Raw genomic sequence first — 17,038 nt, 5'->3', positions numbered from 1 at the left:
TGTAATCAACCGCGGAGCAGAATACGCTGTAAGCCGTGTAAGCCGCCCGAAAGACCATTTGCTTTCTTAATCCGAGCGAATAACCTCACAATGGCAAAGATTGCATAACCGAACGGCACCTTTGCCGTGAATTGGCCTTCCGTTGAGAAATGAGCCTTCTGGTATACCGGCTCAACCACAAGGCTTGGATCCGCAGTTAATCGAACAAGCTGTGACAGAACGCCAATCGTCGTTGTTTTCACCGACCAGACCATGCCGGTCAGCATAGCTGTCCACATCGCATCACCTGTGCCAACTGCGGTTCGCCATTGCCATTCCGTCAGTCTTACATGTCCCAGCGTAATGCGAACCCATCCGAGCATGTCATCCGTATGCTTGAGCAGCAAATGCGCCTTGTCGATGGATTTCATAATCGAATTCGGATCCACGTTTTTCATTTTGGCATCCAGATCAACCCCGCCTGTATTCTCAGCCGTCATTTCCTGTTTTAATTCGACGCTCATTCCTTTGAACTTCACAATAGGCAGCTGCCAATGATAATGAATCAAACCGAATAGTGCTCGAATGCGCAATTCCGCATCATCGTCGTTACCGATCCGTTTAATATGGCCGCGAATCACAACGGGAGACGATAACGCAATGATCAAGAGCAAAAAAAAGAGACCTGTCCCGATCATCCATCCGAGCGGGTAGCCTAACATGGCGTTTCCCCCGTTTCCCTTAATTGGTCGGATATAGTATGACCTAGCGGACAAATCTCATTCTTGTTTCTAGCTTTCTTCTATTGGTGCAGGCATTTCTTCAAGCGTCATTTGACGGCCTTCCAGCCTCTCGAACAGCGCTTGCGTCTGCTCGTCCAAGGAATCGTCGATGACTGCCGATGGCTCCGGCAACGCATCAAGGCCTGCGAGCCCGAAGTAATCGAGGAACGACTTCGTCGTGCCATACAGAATCGGTCTTCCGATTTGTTCGGCACGGCCGATCTCTTCGATTAAATCTTTGTTCACCAGCGATGCAATCGCCCGATCACTCTTCACGCCTCGAATTTCCTCGATATCGACACGTGTTATCGGCTGTCGGTAGGCAACGATCGATAACGTCTCAAGCGCCGCCTGCGATAAGCTAGAACGAGTCGGCGAGTGGGCCATTCGCTCGAAGTAAGCTGCATGTGCAGGGTTGGTCGTAAGCCGGTAAGCACCGGCAACGAAGGAAACCTGAATGCCGCGCTTCTTGCTTTTCAAATCCTTCGTTAGATCTTTCACAATGTCTGCCGTCACAGCTGCATCCAGCTCTAGAATTTCGGATAGCTGCTTTGTCGTCAGCCCTTCATCCCCGGCCATGAACAGCAGACCCTCAATAATCGACTTCAGTTTCGAGAAATCCACCTTCGACTGCTTCTCCTCTCCAATGCACGACGATATCATCAAACAGGCTGTGCTGATAACAACGAATATGCTTCATTTTCATCAGCTCAAGCAGCGCCAGGAAGGTAACGACTACCTCGTGCCGGCTCATATCGTCGCGGATCAGCTTGGAGAAGCGGACCGTCTCGAATTCGCGAAGCACCTCGATAATATCGCGTATTCGGTCTTTGACCGAAATTTCGTCACGCTGAATGGTCGCAATGACATTACGTCTTGACGCTTTGCGCAGCGCCTTCTGAAAGGCTGCGATCAGATCGCCGATATTCAGTCCTTTAACCGGGTTTTCCGGAATGGCCTTCATGAAAGGCGTCAAATCCTCCGGCTCCTTCGTATAGACAAGACTCCGCTCGAATTCCTGTTCGCGGAGCTGCTCGGCGATTTGCTTATACTTCCGGTACTCCACCAGCTTCGCGATAAGCTCATCGCGAGGATCAAGCCCGTCATCGGGCCATTCGTCGTTAAAGTCGTCGTGATCGATGACCGGCGGCTTCGGCAGCAGCTGTTTGCTTTTGATGGAAAGCAGTGTGGCCGCCATGACGAGAAATTCGCTCGTGACCTCCAGCTCCAGCTCTTGCATCGCATTCAAGTAGTCCATATATTGATCCGTAATTTCGCTGATGGACACCTCGTGAATGTCGATTTCTGCTTTATCGATGAGATGAAGCAGAAGATCGAGCGGTCCTTCGAACGATTCCAGCTTATACGTCACCGCCATGGTGAAAGCCAACTCCTACAATGTTCTCTTCTTAGTCGCTCTTAGCCTTGAAGTACTTTGGTCAGGTTCGCCATTTCGATGGCTGTAACCGCGGCTTCCCAGCCTTTATTGCCGGCTTTCGTTCCTGCGCGTTCAATGGCTTGCTCAATCGAATCTACTGTCAAAACGCCGAAGATCGTTGGAACGCCTGTTTTCAGAGCGATAGCGGAAACGCCTTTAGCAGCCTCGTTGCACACGTAGTCGAAGTGAGGCGTTGACCCCCGAATAACGGCGCCAAGCGTGATAACCGCGTCGTATTTGCCGCTTTCAGCCATCTTCTGTGCGATCAAAGGAATTTCAAATGCGCCCGGTACCCAAGCTACATCCACTTCACTGTCTGCAGCGCCGTGACGTTTGAATGCATCGAGTGCTCCTCCAAGCAGCTTGCTGGAAATAAACTCGTTAAAACGTCCTACTACTACACCATATCGTAATCCTTCAGAAATTAAATGTCCTTCAAAAACTTGCGGCATTGATCATTCATCCTCTCGGTTTTCCTTGTTAGCAAGGTTAGTTTGGTTTGTTGCGATTTATTGAGGCAAATCGTCAAATTTCAGCAGATGGCCTAGTTTTGACTGTTTGGTGTGCAAATAGCTATTGTTGTCTTCGTTCGCGTCCATTTGAATCGGAACACGCTCGACTACTTCGATACCGTAACCTTCCAAACCGCGAATCTTGCGCGGATTGTTTGTCAGAAGTCGCATCTTGCGGATGCCGAGATCCTTCAGAATCTGAGCACCGATGCCGTAATCGCGCAAATCCGGGGCAAAGCCCAGTTTAATATTCGCGTCGACGGTATCTAATCCCTGCTCCTGCAGCTGATAGGCTTTCAATTTGTTAATTAAGCCAATACCGCGGCCTTCTTGACGCATATAGAGCAGTACGCCATTGCCGGCTTCATTAATTTGATTCAGCGCCGCTGCAAGCTGAGGTCCACAGTCGCAGCGATGGGAATGAAACACGTCCCCGGTTAAACATTCGGAATGGACGCGCACAAGGGTAGGCTGTGTCGGATCGATTTCGCCTTTAACGAGAGCGACATGCTCCTTGTTGTCTACTTCGTTGGTGTAGGCAACTGCGCGGAACACACCGTAATCCGTTGGCATCTTCACATCGACGACTCGCTCAACCAGTTTTTCTTTCTCATTGCGATAGTGAATCAGCGACTGAATGGAAATCAGCTTCAAATTATGTTTCGCTTTGAATTCGATGAGATCCGGCAGGCGAGCCATGGAGCCGTCTTCTTTTATGATTTCGCAGATGACCGCTGCAGGCTTGGACCCGCACATGCGAGCCAAATCGATCGCCGCTTCCGTATGACCGGCACGGCGCAAGACGCCGCCTTTCTTGCCAATCAGAGGAAAGATGTGACCCGGTCGTCTGAAATCATCTGCTTTCGCGCCGGAACCGTCCATCAGAGCTTGAATGGTTTGCGAACGCTCATAGGCGGAAATGCCTGTTGTCGTTGAAGCATGGTCAACCGACACCGTGAAAGCTGTTCCGTGATAGTCCGTGTTGCGCTGCACCATCGGCGGAAGATCCAGCTCCTCGGCACGTTCTGCCGTAATCGGTACACATACGAGTCCACGCGCTTCCGTGATCATGAAGTTAATGATTTCGGGCGTTGCTTTACTGGCAAGTGCAATTAAATCGCCTTCATTCTCTCGGTCTTCGTCATCCGTGACAATGATCGCTTTTCCTAATATCAAATCATAGATGGCTTCTTCGATTGTATCAAATGCTGCGGTACTCATATTTTCTCACTCTCCTTATCAAGGCTGTCTGTCTCTATTTACATAAAACCGTTCTCTGCCAGAAAAGCTGCCGTTATGCTGCTCTTCGGTTCCGCGGCTCTGCTGTCTCCTGAACCGTCCGCATGGCGATCGCCTTTAAAATGGAGCAGGTGGTCAACATACTTGCCCAGCACGTCGCACTCCACGTTTATCACACCGCCGGCTTGCTTCAATTGCAGAGCAGTCTCGCGAAGCGTGTGTGGAATGATGGAAACCGAGAAGCTGTTGGAGCTGGCATTCACGACCGTCAAGCTGATACCATCAAGCGTTATGGAACCTTGAGGAACGACATAGCGCATAAGCCCGGAATCATGCGGCCTGATTGTAAACACAACCGCGTTGACATTATTCTCTCGACTGAGCACTTCACCTGTACCATCAATATGACCCTGTACAATATGACCGCCGAAACGACCGCCTGCCTGCATGGCCCTCTCCAGATTCACGCGTTCGCCGGGGCGGATATCCTTCAGATTCGTGTGCCGGAACGTCTGTGGCATGACATCTGCTGTGAAGATCGTGGAGCTGAGCTCCGTTACCGTTAGACATACGCCATTGACAGAAATACTGTCGCCGATGGCGGCATCCTTCAGAATACGGGGTGCTTCGATCGTCAGGACCATCGCTTCACCTTGCTTATGCGTCTTCTTCAGCGTGCCGATTTCTTCAATAAGTCCGGTAAACAACGATTTCTCCCCCTCTCCCTTTCACTCTTCAATTTTGATTGCGCAGATAGCCGCTGATCAGAACATCGTCTCCGACTCTTTCCATGGCCATCTCCTCCAAGCTGATGGCCTCTGACATCTTGTCGAAGCCTTCGAACTGGAAGACACCGGGTGCGGCGGATCCTCCGATTAGCTTCGGCGCAATAAAGAGCAGCAGCTTATCGATCAACCCGTGCTCCAGCATAGCCCCGTTCAGCTTGCCGCCGCCTTCGAGCAGAATCGAGCCAATTTCCAGTTCACCGAGCTTATGCATGGCGAGCTTCAGATCTACTCGGCTCCCGCTTCCGCAGCGGATCACTTGAACGCCGGCTTCTGCGAGTGCAGCTTCTTTAGCCGAATCTGCGCCTTCAGTCGTAAGAACGATGACACGTGAAGAGCGGTCTTGAATCACTCTGGCTCCAAGCGGCAGCCGAAGCGTTGAATCTACGATGATGCGAGCAGGATGCACGGCAGGTACCGTTAGTCGTGTTGTAAGTTCAGGGTCATCAGCCAGCGCGGTATCGACTCCCACCATGATACCCATGTGCCGATGCCGCAGCGTGTGCGTCAACTCTTTGGCCGCCGCACCGCTGACGTATCTGCTGTCGCCGGTCTTCGCTGCCAGCTTCCCATCCAGGGTCATCGCTGATTTCATGGTGACGAAAGGGAGCCGAGTGACGATGAATTTATTAAACATTTCGTTCATGCGCGTTGATTCTTCGCCGAGAATGCCAACCTCGACTTCAATGCCCGCCTGCTGCAGCTTCGCGATTCCGCGGCCGGCAACCTGTGGATTCGGATCCGTGCAGGCTACGACTACTCTTGCAGCCTTGGCGGCGATTAATCGGTCACAGCATGGCGGTGTTCTGCCATGATGACTGCACGGCTCCAGTGTTACATACACAGTCGCACCTTCTGCTTGATCACCGGCCATGCCCAGTGCATGTACTTCTGCATGACCTTCGCCTCGCCGTAGATGCGCGCCAAGCCCCACGATGCGGCCTTCCTTCACGACCACACAGCCGACAACCGGATTGATGTCCGTTTGCCCTTGTGCCTTTGACGCCATATCCAGTGCGAGCCGCATATACATTTCGTCGTTCAATACTGCGATTGACATAACAAAAATCACCCCTTGGCAGTTGGCCAACGGGGTGATGGGTGTGAAAAACCATAAAGGGACGTATTCGAAGACACATTCAAACAAACTCAGCAACATTGTGAAAAAAAGAACAAAGTTGGCGAGAAATGAAAAAATGGAATTCGCGTACTGTCTCCTTCTCCCATCCAGACTTTACTGTCGGTCCCGGATTTACACCAGGTCCACCGTTTCACATGCTCCATGCCACTAGGCGTCTGGAACAATGTGACCCGGGTCACGGACTGACAAAGTTATGGCTGCCATTCGTTAAACGAGCAGCACAGCCCTTTGATCACCGCCGGTTGGGACTTTCACCCGACCCCGAAGGAAAAACGCAAATACTTTGTTGAAATGTTACCACTTCACAATGGAAAATGCAACTTGTTTCCGTTACACGCTTCTTGCAGGAGCCTAACGCTCCCATTTGCTTCGGTTATCCTATCTGCCTGGAAGCTCGATTATAGCTCGCTATTCCGCTTTTGAAGTGGCTCAACCGGACTTTGCCGGATACGCCTTGCCTCTGAGATCGAGAATCGCAGCGATCACCTCTCTGTGTTGTCACCACCTCTACTAGACAAACACACAAAAAAGGGGCAGCCCCAGTCATCTACTGATGACAATCGGACAGCCCCTTTATTTCTTACACTTCTACGATTTCAACCTTGCTCATTTTGTCGCGGCCTTTGAAAGCATCGACATGCTCCATGCCTTTGGACACTTTACCGAATACGGTATGTCCGCCGTCAAGGTGCGGCTGCGGCTGGTAAGCGATGTAGAACTGGCTGCCGCCGGTGTTACGGCCGGCATGCGCCATTGCTAGCGATCCGCGCTCATGTTTGTTCGGATTGATTTCGCAATCGATTTGGTAGCCGGGACCGCCTGTGCCTGTCCCGCTCGGGCATCCGCCTTGAGCGACGAAGCCCGGAATTACGCGGTGGAAGTTCAAACCGTTGTAGAAACCTTCGTTAGTCAGCTTCTCAAAGTTTGCTACCGTTCTCGGTGCGTCCTTCTCGAACAAGTCGATATGAACCTCTGCACCGTTTTCCATTGTGATCTTTGCTTGTTTAGCCATTGTATTGCTGCCTCCTCAAAACCCTATTATTTAGCTGCCGACGTTTGCTGCATACGCGCAGGAATGACGTCATTGCCGATAATATCGTCAAGCGATTCCCGTTTGACAGCTACGTCAGCTGCACCGTCTTTTACAAAGACGACAGCTGGGCGGCGAATGCGATTATAGTTACTCGCCATAGCATAATTGTACGCGCCTGTGCAGAATACAGCAAGTAAGTCGCCACTATTGGCTTTAGGAAGCTCCAAATCGATGATCAATTTGTCGCCGCTCTCGCAGCATTTGCCCGCAACCGTAACGGTTTCTTCAAGCGGATCGTTAGCACGGTTGGCTAGAACCGCTTCGTATCTGGACTCATACAGCGCTGGGCGAGGGTTGTCAGTCATACCGCCGTCAACGGCAATATACTTGCGTACGCCAGGAATATCTTTGCTTGTCCCAACCGTATACAGCGTCGTACCTGCATCGCCAACCATACTGCGACCGGGCTCAACCCAAATCTCAGGAAACGGGTAGCCGGCTGCCGAGAAGTTGGTTTTGATGGAATCGGTAATAGCTTTCACGTATTGCGAAACCGGAAGCGGAGTATCGCCTTCTACATAACGGATGCCGAAGCCGCCGCCAAGGTTGATTACGCGGAACGTAATGCTCAGCTCTTCACGTACTTTCACTGCGAAGCCGGCAACTTTATCAACCGCCATTGCAAAACCTTCAACTTCGAAAATTTGCGATCCGATGTGGGAGTGAACGCCGAGCAGCTCAAGGTTAGGCTGTGCAGCCGCTTCTTGAATCGCTGTGTAAGCTGTGCCATTGCCAAGGTCGAAGCCGAATTTGGAATCGGTTTGGCCTGTCGTGATATATTCATGCGTATGTGCTTCTACACCTGGCGTGATACGGAGCAATACGTTAACTTTCTTGCCTTTGTCGCCTGCCAGAGCGTTAAGCAGGTACAATTCGTTGAAGTTATCGACTACGAAGCAGCCAATGTTCGCATCAAGCGCCATGTTGATCTCTTCAGGCGTTTTGTTGTTGCCGTGGAAGTGGATGCGTGCAGCCGGGAAGCCAGCTTTAATCGCTGTGTACAGCTCGCCGTCGGAAACAACGTCCAGCGACAGACCTTCTTGCTCAGCGATCGTGCACATAGCCATTACGCTGAATGCTTTACTGGCGTAAGCTACTTGGAATTTAAGACCTGAAGCGCGGAAAGACTCCACATACTCACGTGCTCTCTGACGAACGAGCGCCTCGTCGACAATATATAGGGGTGTTCCGAATTGCGCGGCCAAATCAGCCGTATCGCAGCCGCCGATTTCCAGGTGGCCTTGTGCATTGATTTTGCTAGTACCGTGTAAGTACATATAGTTCTCCTCCGTTTTCTCCCATGAAATTCCCAATGATTATGTTTGCACCATTTAACATCAGTATAGCGTATTCGGTCAATGGCCGAAATGGATAAATCCACATTTCATTTGCATTTTTTGCAAAAGCGCTCAGCGATGCTTGCCTGTAGGCATCCGATCCCGCTGCTGCGGCTTCAGCAAATTCGGCCTTGTCCGGTTCGACAGCACCGGCACGCGGATAAGAATGCTCAGCAAACCTTTCGGGTCAAACGGGATAAGCGGCCACATATAGGGTCTGTTAAAGGAGCGGCTCAGGACCAGCATAATGAAGGTGACCGTCGTAGCGACCATAAATCCAGGCACCTTGAAAATCGCCACTGCGACGATAAGAAGCAGCCTGATGATTCGGTTGGCAAGGCCCAGCTCATAGCTTGGCGTCGCGAACATTCCGATCGAGGCAATCGCCATATACAACACGACCTCGTTGACGAACAATCCCGTCTTGACCGCGATATCGCCGATCAAGATAGCCGCGATCAACGACATCGCAGTAGCAAGCGGAGTCGGCGTATGGATGGATGCCATCCGCATCAAATCGACCCCGACCTCTGCAAGCAGGAATTGCGCGACCATCGGCAGTTTTCCAGGCTTCTGCGCCCCGATGAAATCCAGCGCCGGCGGCTTCAGCTCCGGCTTGAGCGTGAACAGAAACCACAAGGGAAGCAGGAACAAAGAGGCTGCAATGCCGAAGAAACGGACCCAGCGCAAATAGGTGCCGATAAACGGCGTTTGCCGATTTTCTTCCGCATGCTGCGTCAGATCAAAGAACGTCGTCGGCAAAATCATGACACTCGGCGTCGTATCCACGAATAACGCGATATGCCCTTCCATCAGATGGACAGCTACCGTATCCGGGCGCTCCGAATATCGTACGAGCGGGAATGGGTTCCAGCCCCGCTTCACCGTGGCTTCCTCAAGCTGCTTGTCTGCAAGCGGTAAGCCGTCGAGCTTGATTTGTTGGATTTTCTTCTTGATGGCGCTAAGCATCTCTTTATCAACGATATCGTCGATGTACGCGATGCAAACATCCGTCTGCGTCCGTTCCCCGACTCGCATAATCTCATAGCGCAGCTTCTTATCCCGCAGCCGCCGGCGGACAAGCGTCACGTTTACGAGCATCGTCTCGACGAACCCGTCCCGTGCACCGCGAACGACACGCTCTAGCGATGGCTCCTCGGGATTCCGAGCCGGAAAGGCTTTGGCATCAATGAGCAGTACGGTGGATTGACCTTCGATGTACATCGCAGTTCCGCCTGCGAGTACATTGTTCAACATCAATTCCCAGTCATTCTCCTGCGCTACTTGTACGGCCGACACATAGAGATCGAGGAAATCATGAAGGACATCCGTGGAGAGATCCTCCGATTCCAAGTAGGTCAACCGTTTAATAATTTCAGTCAGCACCGTATCCTTCGCAAAGCCGTTGATGAAGAAGAATGCGGTCCTCTTGTTTGCAAAGGTCATTTCGCGAACCACAATATCGAAACTCATTTTGAAGCCAACCTCATCCTCCAGCTGCTGCAAGAAATCATCCATCTTCAGAGGGATCGGGACTTTAGGTGTCTCGGTCTGTGACTTCGGCCGTTTGTAATGGCTGATAATCGGTTGATCTTCTTCCGCAAACGGAGGCTCCGAGAACTGGATGCCACTATCATCCTCATGCTGATCAGTATCGGCACGGGAATCCGCGCTCGCCTCCTTCTCCCCGTCATTATCTTTCAACTTACCCTCGTTGTCATACCAGAAAACATGAACGGGCTTCTTAAATCCAGAGCCTGTTTGCTCTTCATTGTCGCCAGTATCGCGTCCACTCATATCAAACCCTTCCTTCCCTTCCAATCGGTATTACGATGCATCGTCGATCCATTGAAATACGAGCCAATCAAATAAGGATCCGGTTACTTTGCCAAGCAACATGGCCATGACCAAACTAACCATGTAGCGGCTTAATCTCATTCGTTTGGCCAAAATCGGAATCACATTCATAACTTCTGTCAGTGCGGCACCGAGCATCCCAACAAATATGCCGTCAAAACTGCCGATAACAACCAATGTCCCTGACCTCGGCAGCATCATCCGCCAATCGAGGAAGTCGGCAAGCGACCAGAATACGGCGCCGCAAACGACAGCTGTTTCGAACCAAATGGATTTCCGGTACGCATAAGCCAGCTGAGCAAGCCTAGGGATCACATCCAGAACAATCAGCAATGCGACAAGCGCACTTCCTACCCCAAGTCCTCCAGCAAAACCGAGTATAGCGACAAATAGATTCGCTGCTGCACTAGCCATCGTCAATCCCCGCTCCCGGCTGCTTTGAAGCAGAGCTGCCCTCACCGGATTCGCTTTTCTTGCGCATTTCATCGGCTATGACGTATGCGTTAACATTCTCCTCATACATATAGAGCTCAACCTCGAGCGGATTAGGCTCTTCATTGAATCGTTTGCGAAACAGATGATTGAAGAACACCATCATCCCGATGCCAATTCCAAAGGAGTAAGGCACTTGGAACCACAGCGGATGCTCCGATTTCGTACCTGTTACCATCTCCGTGATGCGGGAATGGACTTCCTTCATACTGACGTCCGTATGAAAATTCATAATCGCCAAACCGGAGCCAAAGAACAGCAGCAGCCAAGTGACGATGAGAATGACATAACGAGGCTTTCTCGGCGCGTCTGCGACGATTACCAGCACCTGCGGATCCCCATACGAATCAACCAGAGTTCCTGGTTCTGCTTCTCGGATCAGCTTGACGATTTGGAGCAGATCAATGACGACGCGGTTGCCGTCCTTCCTTGAATGACGGTGAAGAACGAGCGACGTAAGCCTGCCTTCCAGCTCAGCATCGCTTGAGAATAAGCGGGCGGCATGACCCAGCGTCACGTGCTCGCCCGGACGTATGCCAATCCGCTTGCGTAGGCGCAAATACAAGTTGGGCTGCATGTCAGCGTTCATGCCGGCACCCCCTTTCCAGTCCGAATTTCCTTGTTAGTATGATTAAAGGAGGGGCAGGATAATCGGAACAAACACAGCAAAAAAAGCCAAATTGCCCTATTGGACAATTTGACTTTAGTCAGCAGCGTTCATTGCGCAATTTGATTGCGAATCAACTGCAATATTTTTTTCTCCAGCCGGGATACCTGCACCTGCGAGATACCGAGCCTCGCGGCGACCTCCGACTGGGTTTGGTCTCGATAGTATCTGAGAAATACGATGAGCCGCTCCCGCTCCGACAAACCGCCGATCGCTTCGTTCAGCGCCAGCTTATCGAACCATCGCTCTTGGGATTCGTCAGCAATCTGATCCATCAGCGTAATGGGATCACCGTCGTTCTCGAATACCGTCTCGTGAATAGACGTTGGCGGCTTATTCGCTTCCTGTGCGAAGACGACATCCTCCGGCGTGATCCCGAGCCGTTCCGCCACTTCCTTAATCGTGGGAAGACGACCCAGCACCTTAGACAGCTCATCCTTGGTCTTGCGCACCTTATTGGCCGTCTCTTTCAACGAGCGGCTAACCTTTAATGTGCCGTCATCCCGAAGGAAGCGCTGAATTTCGCCGATAATCATCGGCACCGCATAGGTAGAAAATTTCACCTCATAGGAGAGATCGAACTTATCGACCGATTTGAGCAAGCCGATGCAGCCGATCTGGAACAAATCTTCCGGTTCATAGCCACGCCCCATAAAACGCTGAACTACGGACCATACGAGCCGGATGTTGCATTGCACGAGCGTATCGCGCGCGAGCGTGTCTCCCGATTGACTAAGCGCAATAAGCCGCTTGACCTCGGAGTCATCCAAATAAGGCTGCGCCGTTTGTTTCATATCGACATCCATGCGGTCCAACCCCTATGCGCCTAATTAAAAAGCGCTTTTTTCGATTCAATGCGCTTTGTCATCGCGATCGACGTTCCGTTGCCCGGCTCGCTGTACACATCGAAGCCATCCATGAAGTTCTCCATGATCGTAAAGCCCATTCCGGAGCGCTCCATTTCCGGTTTGGAGGTATATAGAGGCTGGCGCGCAAGGTCCAGATCCTCAATGCCTCGGCCCTTGTCATGGACGGTAAGCTTAACGACATCTCCGTCAATGAAGCCTTCGATCGTAACGACACCGTTTGGATCGCCGTCATAGCCGTGAATAATCGCATTGGTTACCGCTTCGGAGATAGCCGTCTTCAGATCATTCAGTTCTTCCATTGTCGGGTCCAGTTGAGATACGAAAGCCGCAACCGCAACACGCGCGAACGCTTCATTCTCCGAACGTGCGGAGAACGACAGTGTCATCTCATTTCTTCCGTTCATGAAACGACCTCCAAACTTGTGAGCGCGAGCCGCTCGTTCTCGTGAATCGGCAATATTTTGAACAATCCCGACAGCTCGAACAGTCGATAGACGCTCTGATTCACGTCGCAAACGACCATCTTGCCGCCTCTGGCCTTGAGCTGCTTATACCGGCCGAGAATAACGCCAAGTCCTGAGCTGTCCATGAACTGCAGATCCTTCAGGCTGAGAATGATATGGGCGCTGTTGCCATGCAGAATCGCTTCTTCCATTTTGAACCGGACAACATCCGCGGTATGGTGATCAAGCTCGCCCCGCAGTCTAACGATCAGTACATTTCGATAATGCTCCAATTCAATCTGAAGGCTCATACTGTTGTTCACTCCTAACGATTATTGCCCTGCTATTGCGGAGCACAAGCTATCCACCTGCCACTGTGAGACAAGCGTCGATGGATAAGTTAGTGTTGAACAAGCAATTCTACGCTTCAGCTTTCATTTCCTGCCCCCCGACAAAACTAGAAGCAGAGCGCTAGAAGCAGACAAATACCGCGCTGGGGCACAGTCTGCATACGACAAAATCATTTAAATAAACTGCCGCAAGACCGTTTAAACAACGTCCACCAGCCGGCCCGCTCCACTGTAGCAGGAGAATCCACAGCGAACTCTGTCAGCACCTGGTCGCCTTGGAATACGATCAGCTTTCCAATAGGGTCGTTGATGGTCACAGGCGCCTTGAGCGGATTAAGCTGCAGCTGGTAACGGATATCCTTCACCGAGCTGCCTTTCTTCAGGAGCACGCTATAGGAATGTTTCGCCGTCAGTTTCAATTCCGGCATTACGCCTTTCTCGACAGGTACAACTCCCATCGCGTCGCCTTTCTGGAAGATCGTATGGTTCATATATTGCGCGAACGAGAAGTCGAACATTTGGGAAACTTCCGCATTGCGCGTTTTCGTATTCGGCTCTCCCATAACGACTGCGATTACACGCAGATTGTCACGACGGGCAGTAGCAGTTAAGCAGAATTTCGCTTCGCTGGTAAACCCGGTTTTGAGGCCATCCGCTCCTGTATAGAAACGGACGAGCTTATTGGTGTTGACCAGCCAGAACGGTTTCTCGCTGGATTTACGCAAGTAATCCTGATACAACCCTGTATATTTCGTAATCTCGGAATGCTTCAGCAGCTCTCTCGACATCACCGCAATATCATGGGCCGATGAGTAATGGTCAGTGGCAGGAAGCCCGTTACAATTGTTAAAATGGGTATTCTTCAGTCCCAGCTCAGCGGCGCGCTTATTCATCATGTCGACAAAAGCGGCTTCCGTGCCGGCGATTTTCTCAGCCATGGCCACAGAAGCATCATTGCCTGATGCAAGCGCGATGCCCTTCAGCATCTCATCGACACTCATTTGCTCGCCCGGCTCCAGGAAAATTTGCGAGCCTCCCATAGAAGCGGCATAATCACTCGTGGAAACTTTTTCAGTCAGCTTGATACGGCCTTCGTCCAGCGACTCCATGATGAGCAGCATCGTCATGACCTTCGTGATGCTGGCTGGCGGCAAAGCAGCATGGCTGTTCTTCTCATAAATAATCGTCCCGCTGTCTGCGTCCATAAGAATGGCGGAGCGGGCAGACGGTGCCAGATCCGCTGCGGCGGCAGGTGCCGCATTCGGCGCTGCTCCTTCTTTGGCTAAGGCTGCGGCAGGTGCCGATAGAACGAATATCGCCGTTAAACTGATGGCGAACAATTTCTTCCATTTGCTAATCATAGGTTGTTCTCCTCCTGAATGATGCCCGCGGCATAGCTATGGCCGCAAATCGGCTAATATCTCCTTCCTAGTGTGGACGAGTGAACAGCAAAATATTCCATTTCATAGAGTGAAAATCAAAATGATCTACGCAAAAAAAGCGGCTGCTCGGGATAAAACCCCGAATAGCCGCTTTGGACTTCCGACTTGCTCCTAATTACAACCGCTGCACGCCCTGCTCTGTCACAACGGACAGCAGAAGCGGCGATGGTGCTACCTGCTCACTACTGAACGAATACGCTTGCTGTACGCGTTTGACGACCTCGCGGACAGACGCGTTATCCTCACGTACGTGAAGCAATGCAAGCGCATCGCCTTGCTTCACCTTGTCGCCGACTTTGCGCTGCATCACAACGCCAACTGCATAATCGATGACCGATTCTTTCGTAGCGCGACCTGCACCAAGCAGCATCGCAGCAAGTCCAAGCTCTTCTGCTTGAATCGCCTTCACATAACCATCCTGCTCAGCCGGCACTTCAATCACGAGCGGCGCCTGCGGCAGCAATGACCGATCTTCAGCCACCTGCGGATTACCGCCCTGTGCGGCTACGAAGACCTTAAACTTCTCCAGCGCTGCACCGGAAGACAGGCGATCGCACAGCATCGACTCCGCCTCCGCCAAATTGCTCGCTTGTCCGCCAAGCACAACCATATGCGAGCTGAGCGCCAAACATAGGGCAGTCAAATCCTCTGGCCCTCTGCCGTGCAGCGTATCAATGGCTTCCTGTACTTCAAGCGCATTTCCGATCGCATAACCAAGCGGCTGATCCATATCGCTGATCAATGCCGCCGTCTTTCTGCCGACCTCTGTTCCGATCGCTACCATCGCTTTGGCTAATTCTTCGGAATCCTCCAGCGTCTTCATGAAGGCGCCGCTGCCGGTTTTCACATCGAGCACGATTGCGTCTGCACCGGCTGCGATCTTCTTGCTCATAACCGAGCTCGCAATAAGCGGTATGGACTCGACTGTTGCCGTTACGTCTCGCAGCGCATAGAGCTTCTTGTCAGCGGGCGTCATATTCCCGCTCTGCCCGACAATCGCAAGACCGATATCGTTCATTTGCGCGATAAATTCCTCGCTCGTCAACTCCGTACGGAACCCTGCCATCGCTTCCATTTTGTCAATCGTACCGCCTGTGTGCCCAAGTCCGCGACCTGACATCTTTGCCACCGGAACGCCGCATGAAGCAACGAGAGGGCCGATAATCAGACTTGTTTTATCACCAACACCGCCTGTGCTGTGTTTGTCTACTTTAATGCCGCGAATCGGAGACAGATCGACTTGATCGCCCGATTCAGCCATGGCCATCGTCAAGTTAGCCGTTTCTTCCGCGTTCATACCGCGAAAAAAAACAGCCATAGCCCAGGCGGATAGCTGATAATCCGGGATGTCGCCTTGGCTATAGCCTTTTATAAGAAATGACAGCTCGTCCTTAGACAGCACTCCGCCATTTCGTTTTTTTTGAATGATATCGACTGCTCGCAAGCGGATGAGCCTCCTTATGTATTAACCATGTACGTCACTTGCTTAGGTTCATCTTTGGGCACTCGACGATTTACATTTCTCTGCCTGGACTTTGACGATCAATTGGTCAAGCGTTTGGCTTAGCTGAATCACATCACGGTGAAGAAACGTTTCCTTCCGCATTGCAGCCGCCACCAATTGTCCTCGCAGTCGTTCCAATCGTTGATAACTGTGATTGTCCATGGAAATCAATTCCCCGCTTTATTGTGTACTATCTGTCACGGACATTATACGACGACAAGCGGACAAAGAATGTCATAATCAGTCGAGGCCATTGTTACATTTTTGTTACAGCCTACATCAGTGGAATAATGCCGTTTACTAGGCCGAGGAACCTGGATTTTACACGTTCCGTCGTTTCCATGACTTCATTATGCGAAAGCGGCTGGTCCAAAATACCCGAAGCCATATTGCTGATACAGGAGATACCGAGCACTTCAATGCCGGAATGACTTGCCGCAATAACCTCGGATACCGTCGACATGCCGACAGCATCTGCTCCTAATATACGCATCATGCGAATTTCTGCAGGCGTCTCGTAAGAGGGTCCAAGCACCGCAATGTACACACCCTCTTGAAGAGAGAACCCTTGATCTAACGCCACGTCTCTGGCCAACTCGCGCAAACGTTTGCTGTAAGGCTGGGACATATCCGGGAAACGAACGCCAAGCTCCTTGTCATTAGGTCCGACTAGCGGGTTGTGTCCTTGGAAGTTAATGTGATCGCTGATGAGCATAAGATCGCCCGGATTGTAGTTCGTGTTAACGCCGCCTGCGGCATTGGTAACAACGAGCTTCGAAGCGCCGATTGCTTTCATTACGCGAACGGGGAAAGCTGTCAGATCAGGACCATAGCCTTCATACAGGTGGAAACGTCCACGCATGAGGACAACCGGACGACTGCAAAGCTTCCCGATCATCAGCTCGCCTGCATGACCTTCTACTGTCGAGATCGGAAAATGCGGGATTTCATGATAAGGAATGACGACAGCATCTTCGATGTAATCGCCAAGGATACCAAGACCTGAACCCATGATAAGGCCAACCTCGGGTTTGATGGAAATTTTGGCATTAATGTATGCTGCCGCTTCTTGAATATGGGATGCATTGAGTGTGTTCAAGTTGATGAA

The 17,038-nt window shown here is 51.4% G+C and carries 19 protein-coding genes and 1 riboswitch; all 19 genes read right to left on the bottom strand.

All coding sequences use genetic code 11. The annotated features are described in order from the left end of the window. Positions 1-5: 5 nt before the first annotated feature. The 19 genes from AC0YNS_RS01815 to AC0YNS_RS01725 all read right to left on the bottom strand — a co-directional run bounded on the left by AC0YNS_RS01815 (position 6) and on the right by AC0YNS_RS01725 (position 17,029). Positions 6-701 (bottom strand): DUF2953 domain-containing protein, encoded by a 696-nt coding sequence (locus AC0YNS_RS01815; RefSeq protein ID WP_475779355.1) that lies wholly within the window; start codon positions 699-701, stop codon positions 6-8. A 69-nt stretch (positions 702-770) separates the two neighbouring features. Further along, positions 771-1,385, bottom strand: coding sequence for an SMC-Scp complex subunit ScpB (scpB, locus tag AC0YNS_RS01810; RefSeq protein WP_475779354.1), 615 nt, complete (start codon positions 1,383-1,385; stop codon positions 771-773). Further along, positions 1,354-2,139, bottom strand: coding sequence for a segregation and condensation protein A (locus tag AC0YNS_RS01805; RefSeq protein ID WP_475779353.1), 786 nt, complete (start codon positions 2,137-2,139; stop codon positions 1,354-1,356). Before AC0YNS_RS01805 ends, scpB begins: the two co-directional genes overlap by 32 nt. 41 nt (positions 2,140-2,180) lie before the next feature. After that, complete coding sequence (gene ribH / locus AC0YNS_RS01800) at positions 2,181-2,651, bottom strand: 6,7-dimethyl-8-ribityllumazine synthase (protein ID WP_090976805.1); 471 nt, start codon at positions 2,649-2,651, stop codon at positions 2,181-2,183. Positions 2,652-2,708: 57 nt separating this feature from the next. Next, positions 2,709-3,932, bottom strand: coding sequence for a bifunctional 3,4-dihydroxy-2-butanone-4-phosphate synthase/GTP cyclohydrolase II (locus AC0YNS_RS01795; protein WP_475779352.1), 1,224 nt, complete (start codon positions 3,930-3,932; stop codon positions 2,709-2,711). A 38-nt stretch (positions 3,933-3,970) separates the two neighbouring features. Next, complete coding sequence (gene ribE, locus AC0YNS_RS01790) at positions 3,971-4,657, bottom strand: riboflavin synthase (protein ID WP_475779351.1); 687 nt, start codon at positions 4,655-4,657, stop codon at positions 3,971-3,973. A 28-nt stretch (positions 4,658-4,685) separates the two neighbouring features. Beyond that, positions 4,686-5,795, bottom strand: coding sequence for a bifunctional diaminohydroxyphosphoribosylaminopyrimidine deaminase/5-amino-6-(5-phosphoribosylamino)uracil reductase RibD (gene ribD, locus AC0YNS_RS01785; protein ID WP_475779350.1), 1,110 nt, complete (start codon positions 5,793-5,795; stop codon positions 4,686-4,688). 151 nt (positions 5,796-5,946) lie between these two features. Continuing rightward, a riboswitch (FMN riboswitch) is annotated at positions 5,947-6,149 on the bottom strand. 307 nt (positions 6,150-6,456) lie between these two features. Next, a complete protein-coding gene (locus tag AC0YNS_RS01780; RefSeq protein ID WP_475779349.1) occupies positions 6,457-6,888 on the bottom strand; it encodes a peptidylprolyl isomerase in 432 nt (143 codons plus the stop codon). 26 nt (positions 6,889-6,914) lie between these two features. After that, entirely contained in the window at positions 6,915-8,246 is a 1,332-nt protein-coding gene (gene lysA, locus AC0YNS_RS01775) for a diaminopimelate decarboxylase (RefSeq protein ID WP_090976816.1), read from the bottom strand. Between the two features lie 132 nt (positions 8,247-8,378). Beyond that, positions 8,379-10,103, bottom strand: a complete 1,725-nt coding sequence (locus AC0YNS_RS01770; protein WP_475779348.1) for a spore germination protein — start codon at positions 10,101-10,103, stop codon at positions 8,379-8,381. A gap of 30 nt (positions 10,104-10,133) precedes the next feature. Beyond that, entirely contained in the window at positions 10,134-10,577 is a 444-nt protein-coding gene (locus AC0YNS_RS01765; protein ID WP_475779347.1) for a stage V sporulation protein AB, read from the bottom strand. Continuing rightward, complete coding sequence (locus tag AC0YNS_RS01760) at positions 10,570-11,244, bottom strand: stage V sporulation protein AA (RefSeq protein ID WP_475779346.1); 675 nt, start codon at positions 11,242-11,244, stop codon at positions 10,570-10,572. The genes AC0YNS_RS01765 and AC0YNS_RS01760 overlap by 8 nt, the downstream gene beginning before the upstream one ends. 128 nt (positions 11,245-11,372) lie before the next feature. After that, a complete protein-coding gene (gene sigF, locus AC0YNS_RS01755; protein ID WP_475779345.1) occupies positions 11,373-12,128 on the bottom strand; it encodes an RNA polymerase sporulation sigma factor SigF in 756 nt (251 codons plus the stop codon). 20 nt (positions 12,129-12,148) lie between these two features. Next, on the bottom strand, positions 12,149-12,595 hold the full coding sequence (gene spoIIAB, locus AC0YNS_RS01750; RefSeq protein ID WP_475779344.1) for an anti-sigma F factor: 447 nt from the start codon (positions 12,593-12,595) through the stop codon (positions 12,149-12,151). After that, positions 12,592-12,945, bottom strand: a complete 354-nt coding sequence (gene spoIIAA / locus AC0YNS_RS01745; protein WP_090976827.1) for an anti-sigma F factor antagonist — start codon at positions 12,943-12,945, stop codon at positions 12,592-12,594. The genes spoIIAB and spoIIAA overlap by 4 nt, the downstream gene beginning before the upstream one ends. A gap of 209 nt (positions 12,946-13,154) precedes the next feature. Further along, complete coding sequence (locus AC0YNS_RS01740; protein WP_475779343.1) at positions 13,155-14,345, bottom strand: D-alanyl-D-alanine carboxypeptidase family protein; 1,191 nt, start codon at positions 14,343-14,345, stop codon at positions 13,155-13,157. Between the two features lie 196 nt (positions 14,346-14,541). Next, entirely contained in the window at positions 14,542-15,870 is a 1,329-nt protein-coding gene (locus AC0YNS_RS01735) for a pyrimidine-nucleoside phosphorylase (RefSeq protein ID WP_475779342.1), read from the bottom strand. Positions 15,871-15,918: 48 nt separating this feature from the next. After that, complete coding sequence (locus AC0YNS_RS01730) at positions 15,919-16,092, bottom strand: aspartyl-phosphate phosphatase Spo0E family protein (protein WP_090976832.1); 174 nt, start codon at positions 16,090-16,092, stop codon at positions 15,919-15,921. A 112-nt stretch (positions 16,093-16,204) separates the two neighbouring features. Further along, complete coding sequence (locus AC0YNS_RS01725) at positions 16,205-17,029, bottom strand: purine-nucleoside phosphorylase (protein WP_475779341.1); 825 nt, start codon at positions 17,027-17,029, stop codon at positions 16,205-16,207. Positions 17,030-17,038 lie beyond the last annotated feature (9 nt).

Source organism: Paenibacillus sp. J22FR21, from assembly GCF_056269135.1.
This window is presented reverse-complemented; position numbering and strand designations above follow the sequence as displayed.

What these genes read in the sequence shown, in the direction of transcription:
- spoIIAA (WP_090976827.1), bottom strand. Translation starts at nt 12,945, where the DNA reads ATGAGCCTTCAGATTGAATTGGAGCATTATCGAAATGTACTGATCGTT.
- AC0YNS_RS01815 (WP_475779355.1), bottom strand. Translation starts at nt 701, where the DNA reads ATGTTAGGCTACCCGCTCGGATGGATGATCGGGACAGGTCTCTTTTTT.
- AC0YNS_RS01770 (WP_475779348.1), bottom strand. Translation starts at nt 10,103, where the DNA reads ATGAGTGGACGCGATACTGGCGACAATGAAGAGCAAACAGGCTCTGGA.
- AC0YNS_RS01760 (WP_475779346.1), bottom strand. Translation starts at nt 11,244, where the DNA reads ATGAACGCTGACATGCAGCCCAACTTGTATTTGCGCCTACGCAAGCGG.
- sigF (WP_475779345.1), bottom strand. Translation starts at nt 12,128, where the DNA reads ATGGATGTCGATATGAAACAAACGGCGCAGCCTTATTTGGATGACTCC.
- AC0YNS_RS01780 (WP_475779349.1), bottom strand. Translation starts at nt 6,888, where the DNA reads ATGGCTAAACAAGCAAAGATCACAATGGAAAACGGTGCAGAGGTTCAT.
- AC0YNS_RS01765 (WP_475779347.1), bottom strand. Translation starts at nt 10,577, where the DNA reads ATGGCTAGTGCAGCAGCGAATCTATTTGTCGCTATACTCGGTTTTGCT.
- lysA (WP_090976816.1), bottom strand. Translation starts at nt 8,246, where the DNA reads ATGTACTTACACGGTACTAGCAAAATCAATGCACAAGGCCACCTGGAA.
- ribD (WP_475779350.1), bottom strand. Translation starts at nt 5,795, where the DNA reads ATGTCAATCGCAGTATTGAACGACGAAATGTATATGCGGCTCGCACTG.
- AC0YNS_RS01795 (WP_475779352.1), bottom strand. Translation starts at nt 3,932, where the DNA reads ATGAGTACCGCAGCATTTGATACAATCGAAGAAGCCATCTATGATTTG.
- spoIIAB (WP_475779344.1), bottom strand. Translation starts at nt 12,595, where the DNA reads ATGAACGGAAGAAATGAGATGACACTGTCGTTCTCCGCACGTTCGGAG.
- AC0YNS_RS01805 (WP_475779353.1), bottom strand. Translation starts at nt 2,139, where the DNA reads ATGGCGGTGACGTATAAGCTGGAATCGTTCGAAGGACCGCTCGATCTT.
- ribH (WP_090976805.1), bottom strand. Translation starts at nt 2,651, where the DNA reads ATGCCGCAAGTTTTTGAAGGACATTTAATTTCTGAAGGATTACGATAT.
- AC0YNS_RS01730 (WP_090976832.1), bottom strand. Translation starts at nt 16,092, where the DNA reads ATGGACAATCACAGTTATCAACGATTGGAACGACTGCGAGGACAATTG.
- AC0YNS_RS01740 (WP_475779343.1), bottom strand. Translation starts at nt 14,345, where the DNA reads ATGATTAGCAAATGGAAGAAATTGTTCGCCATCAGTTTAACGGCGATA.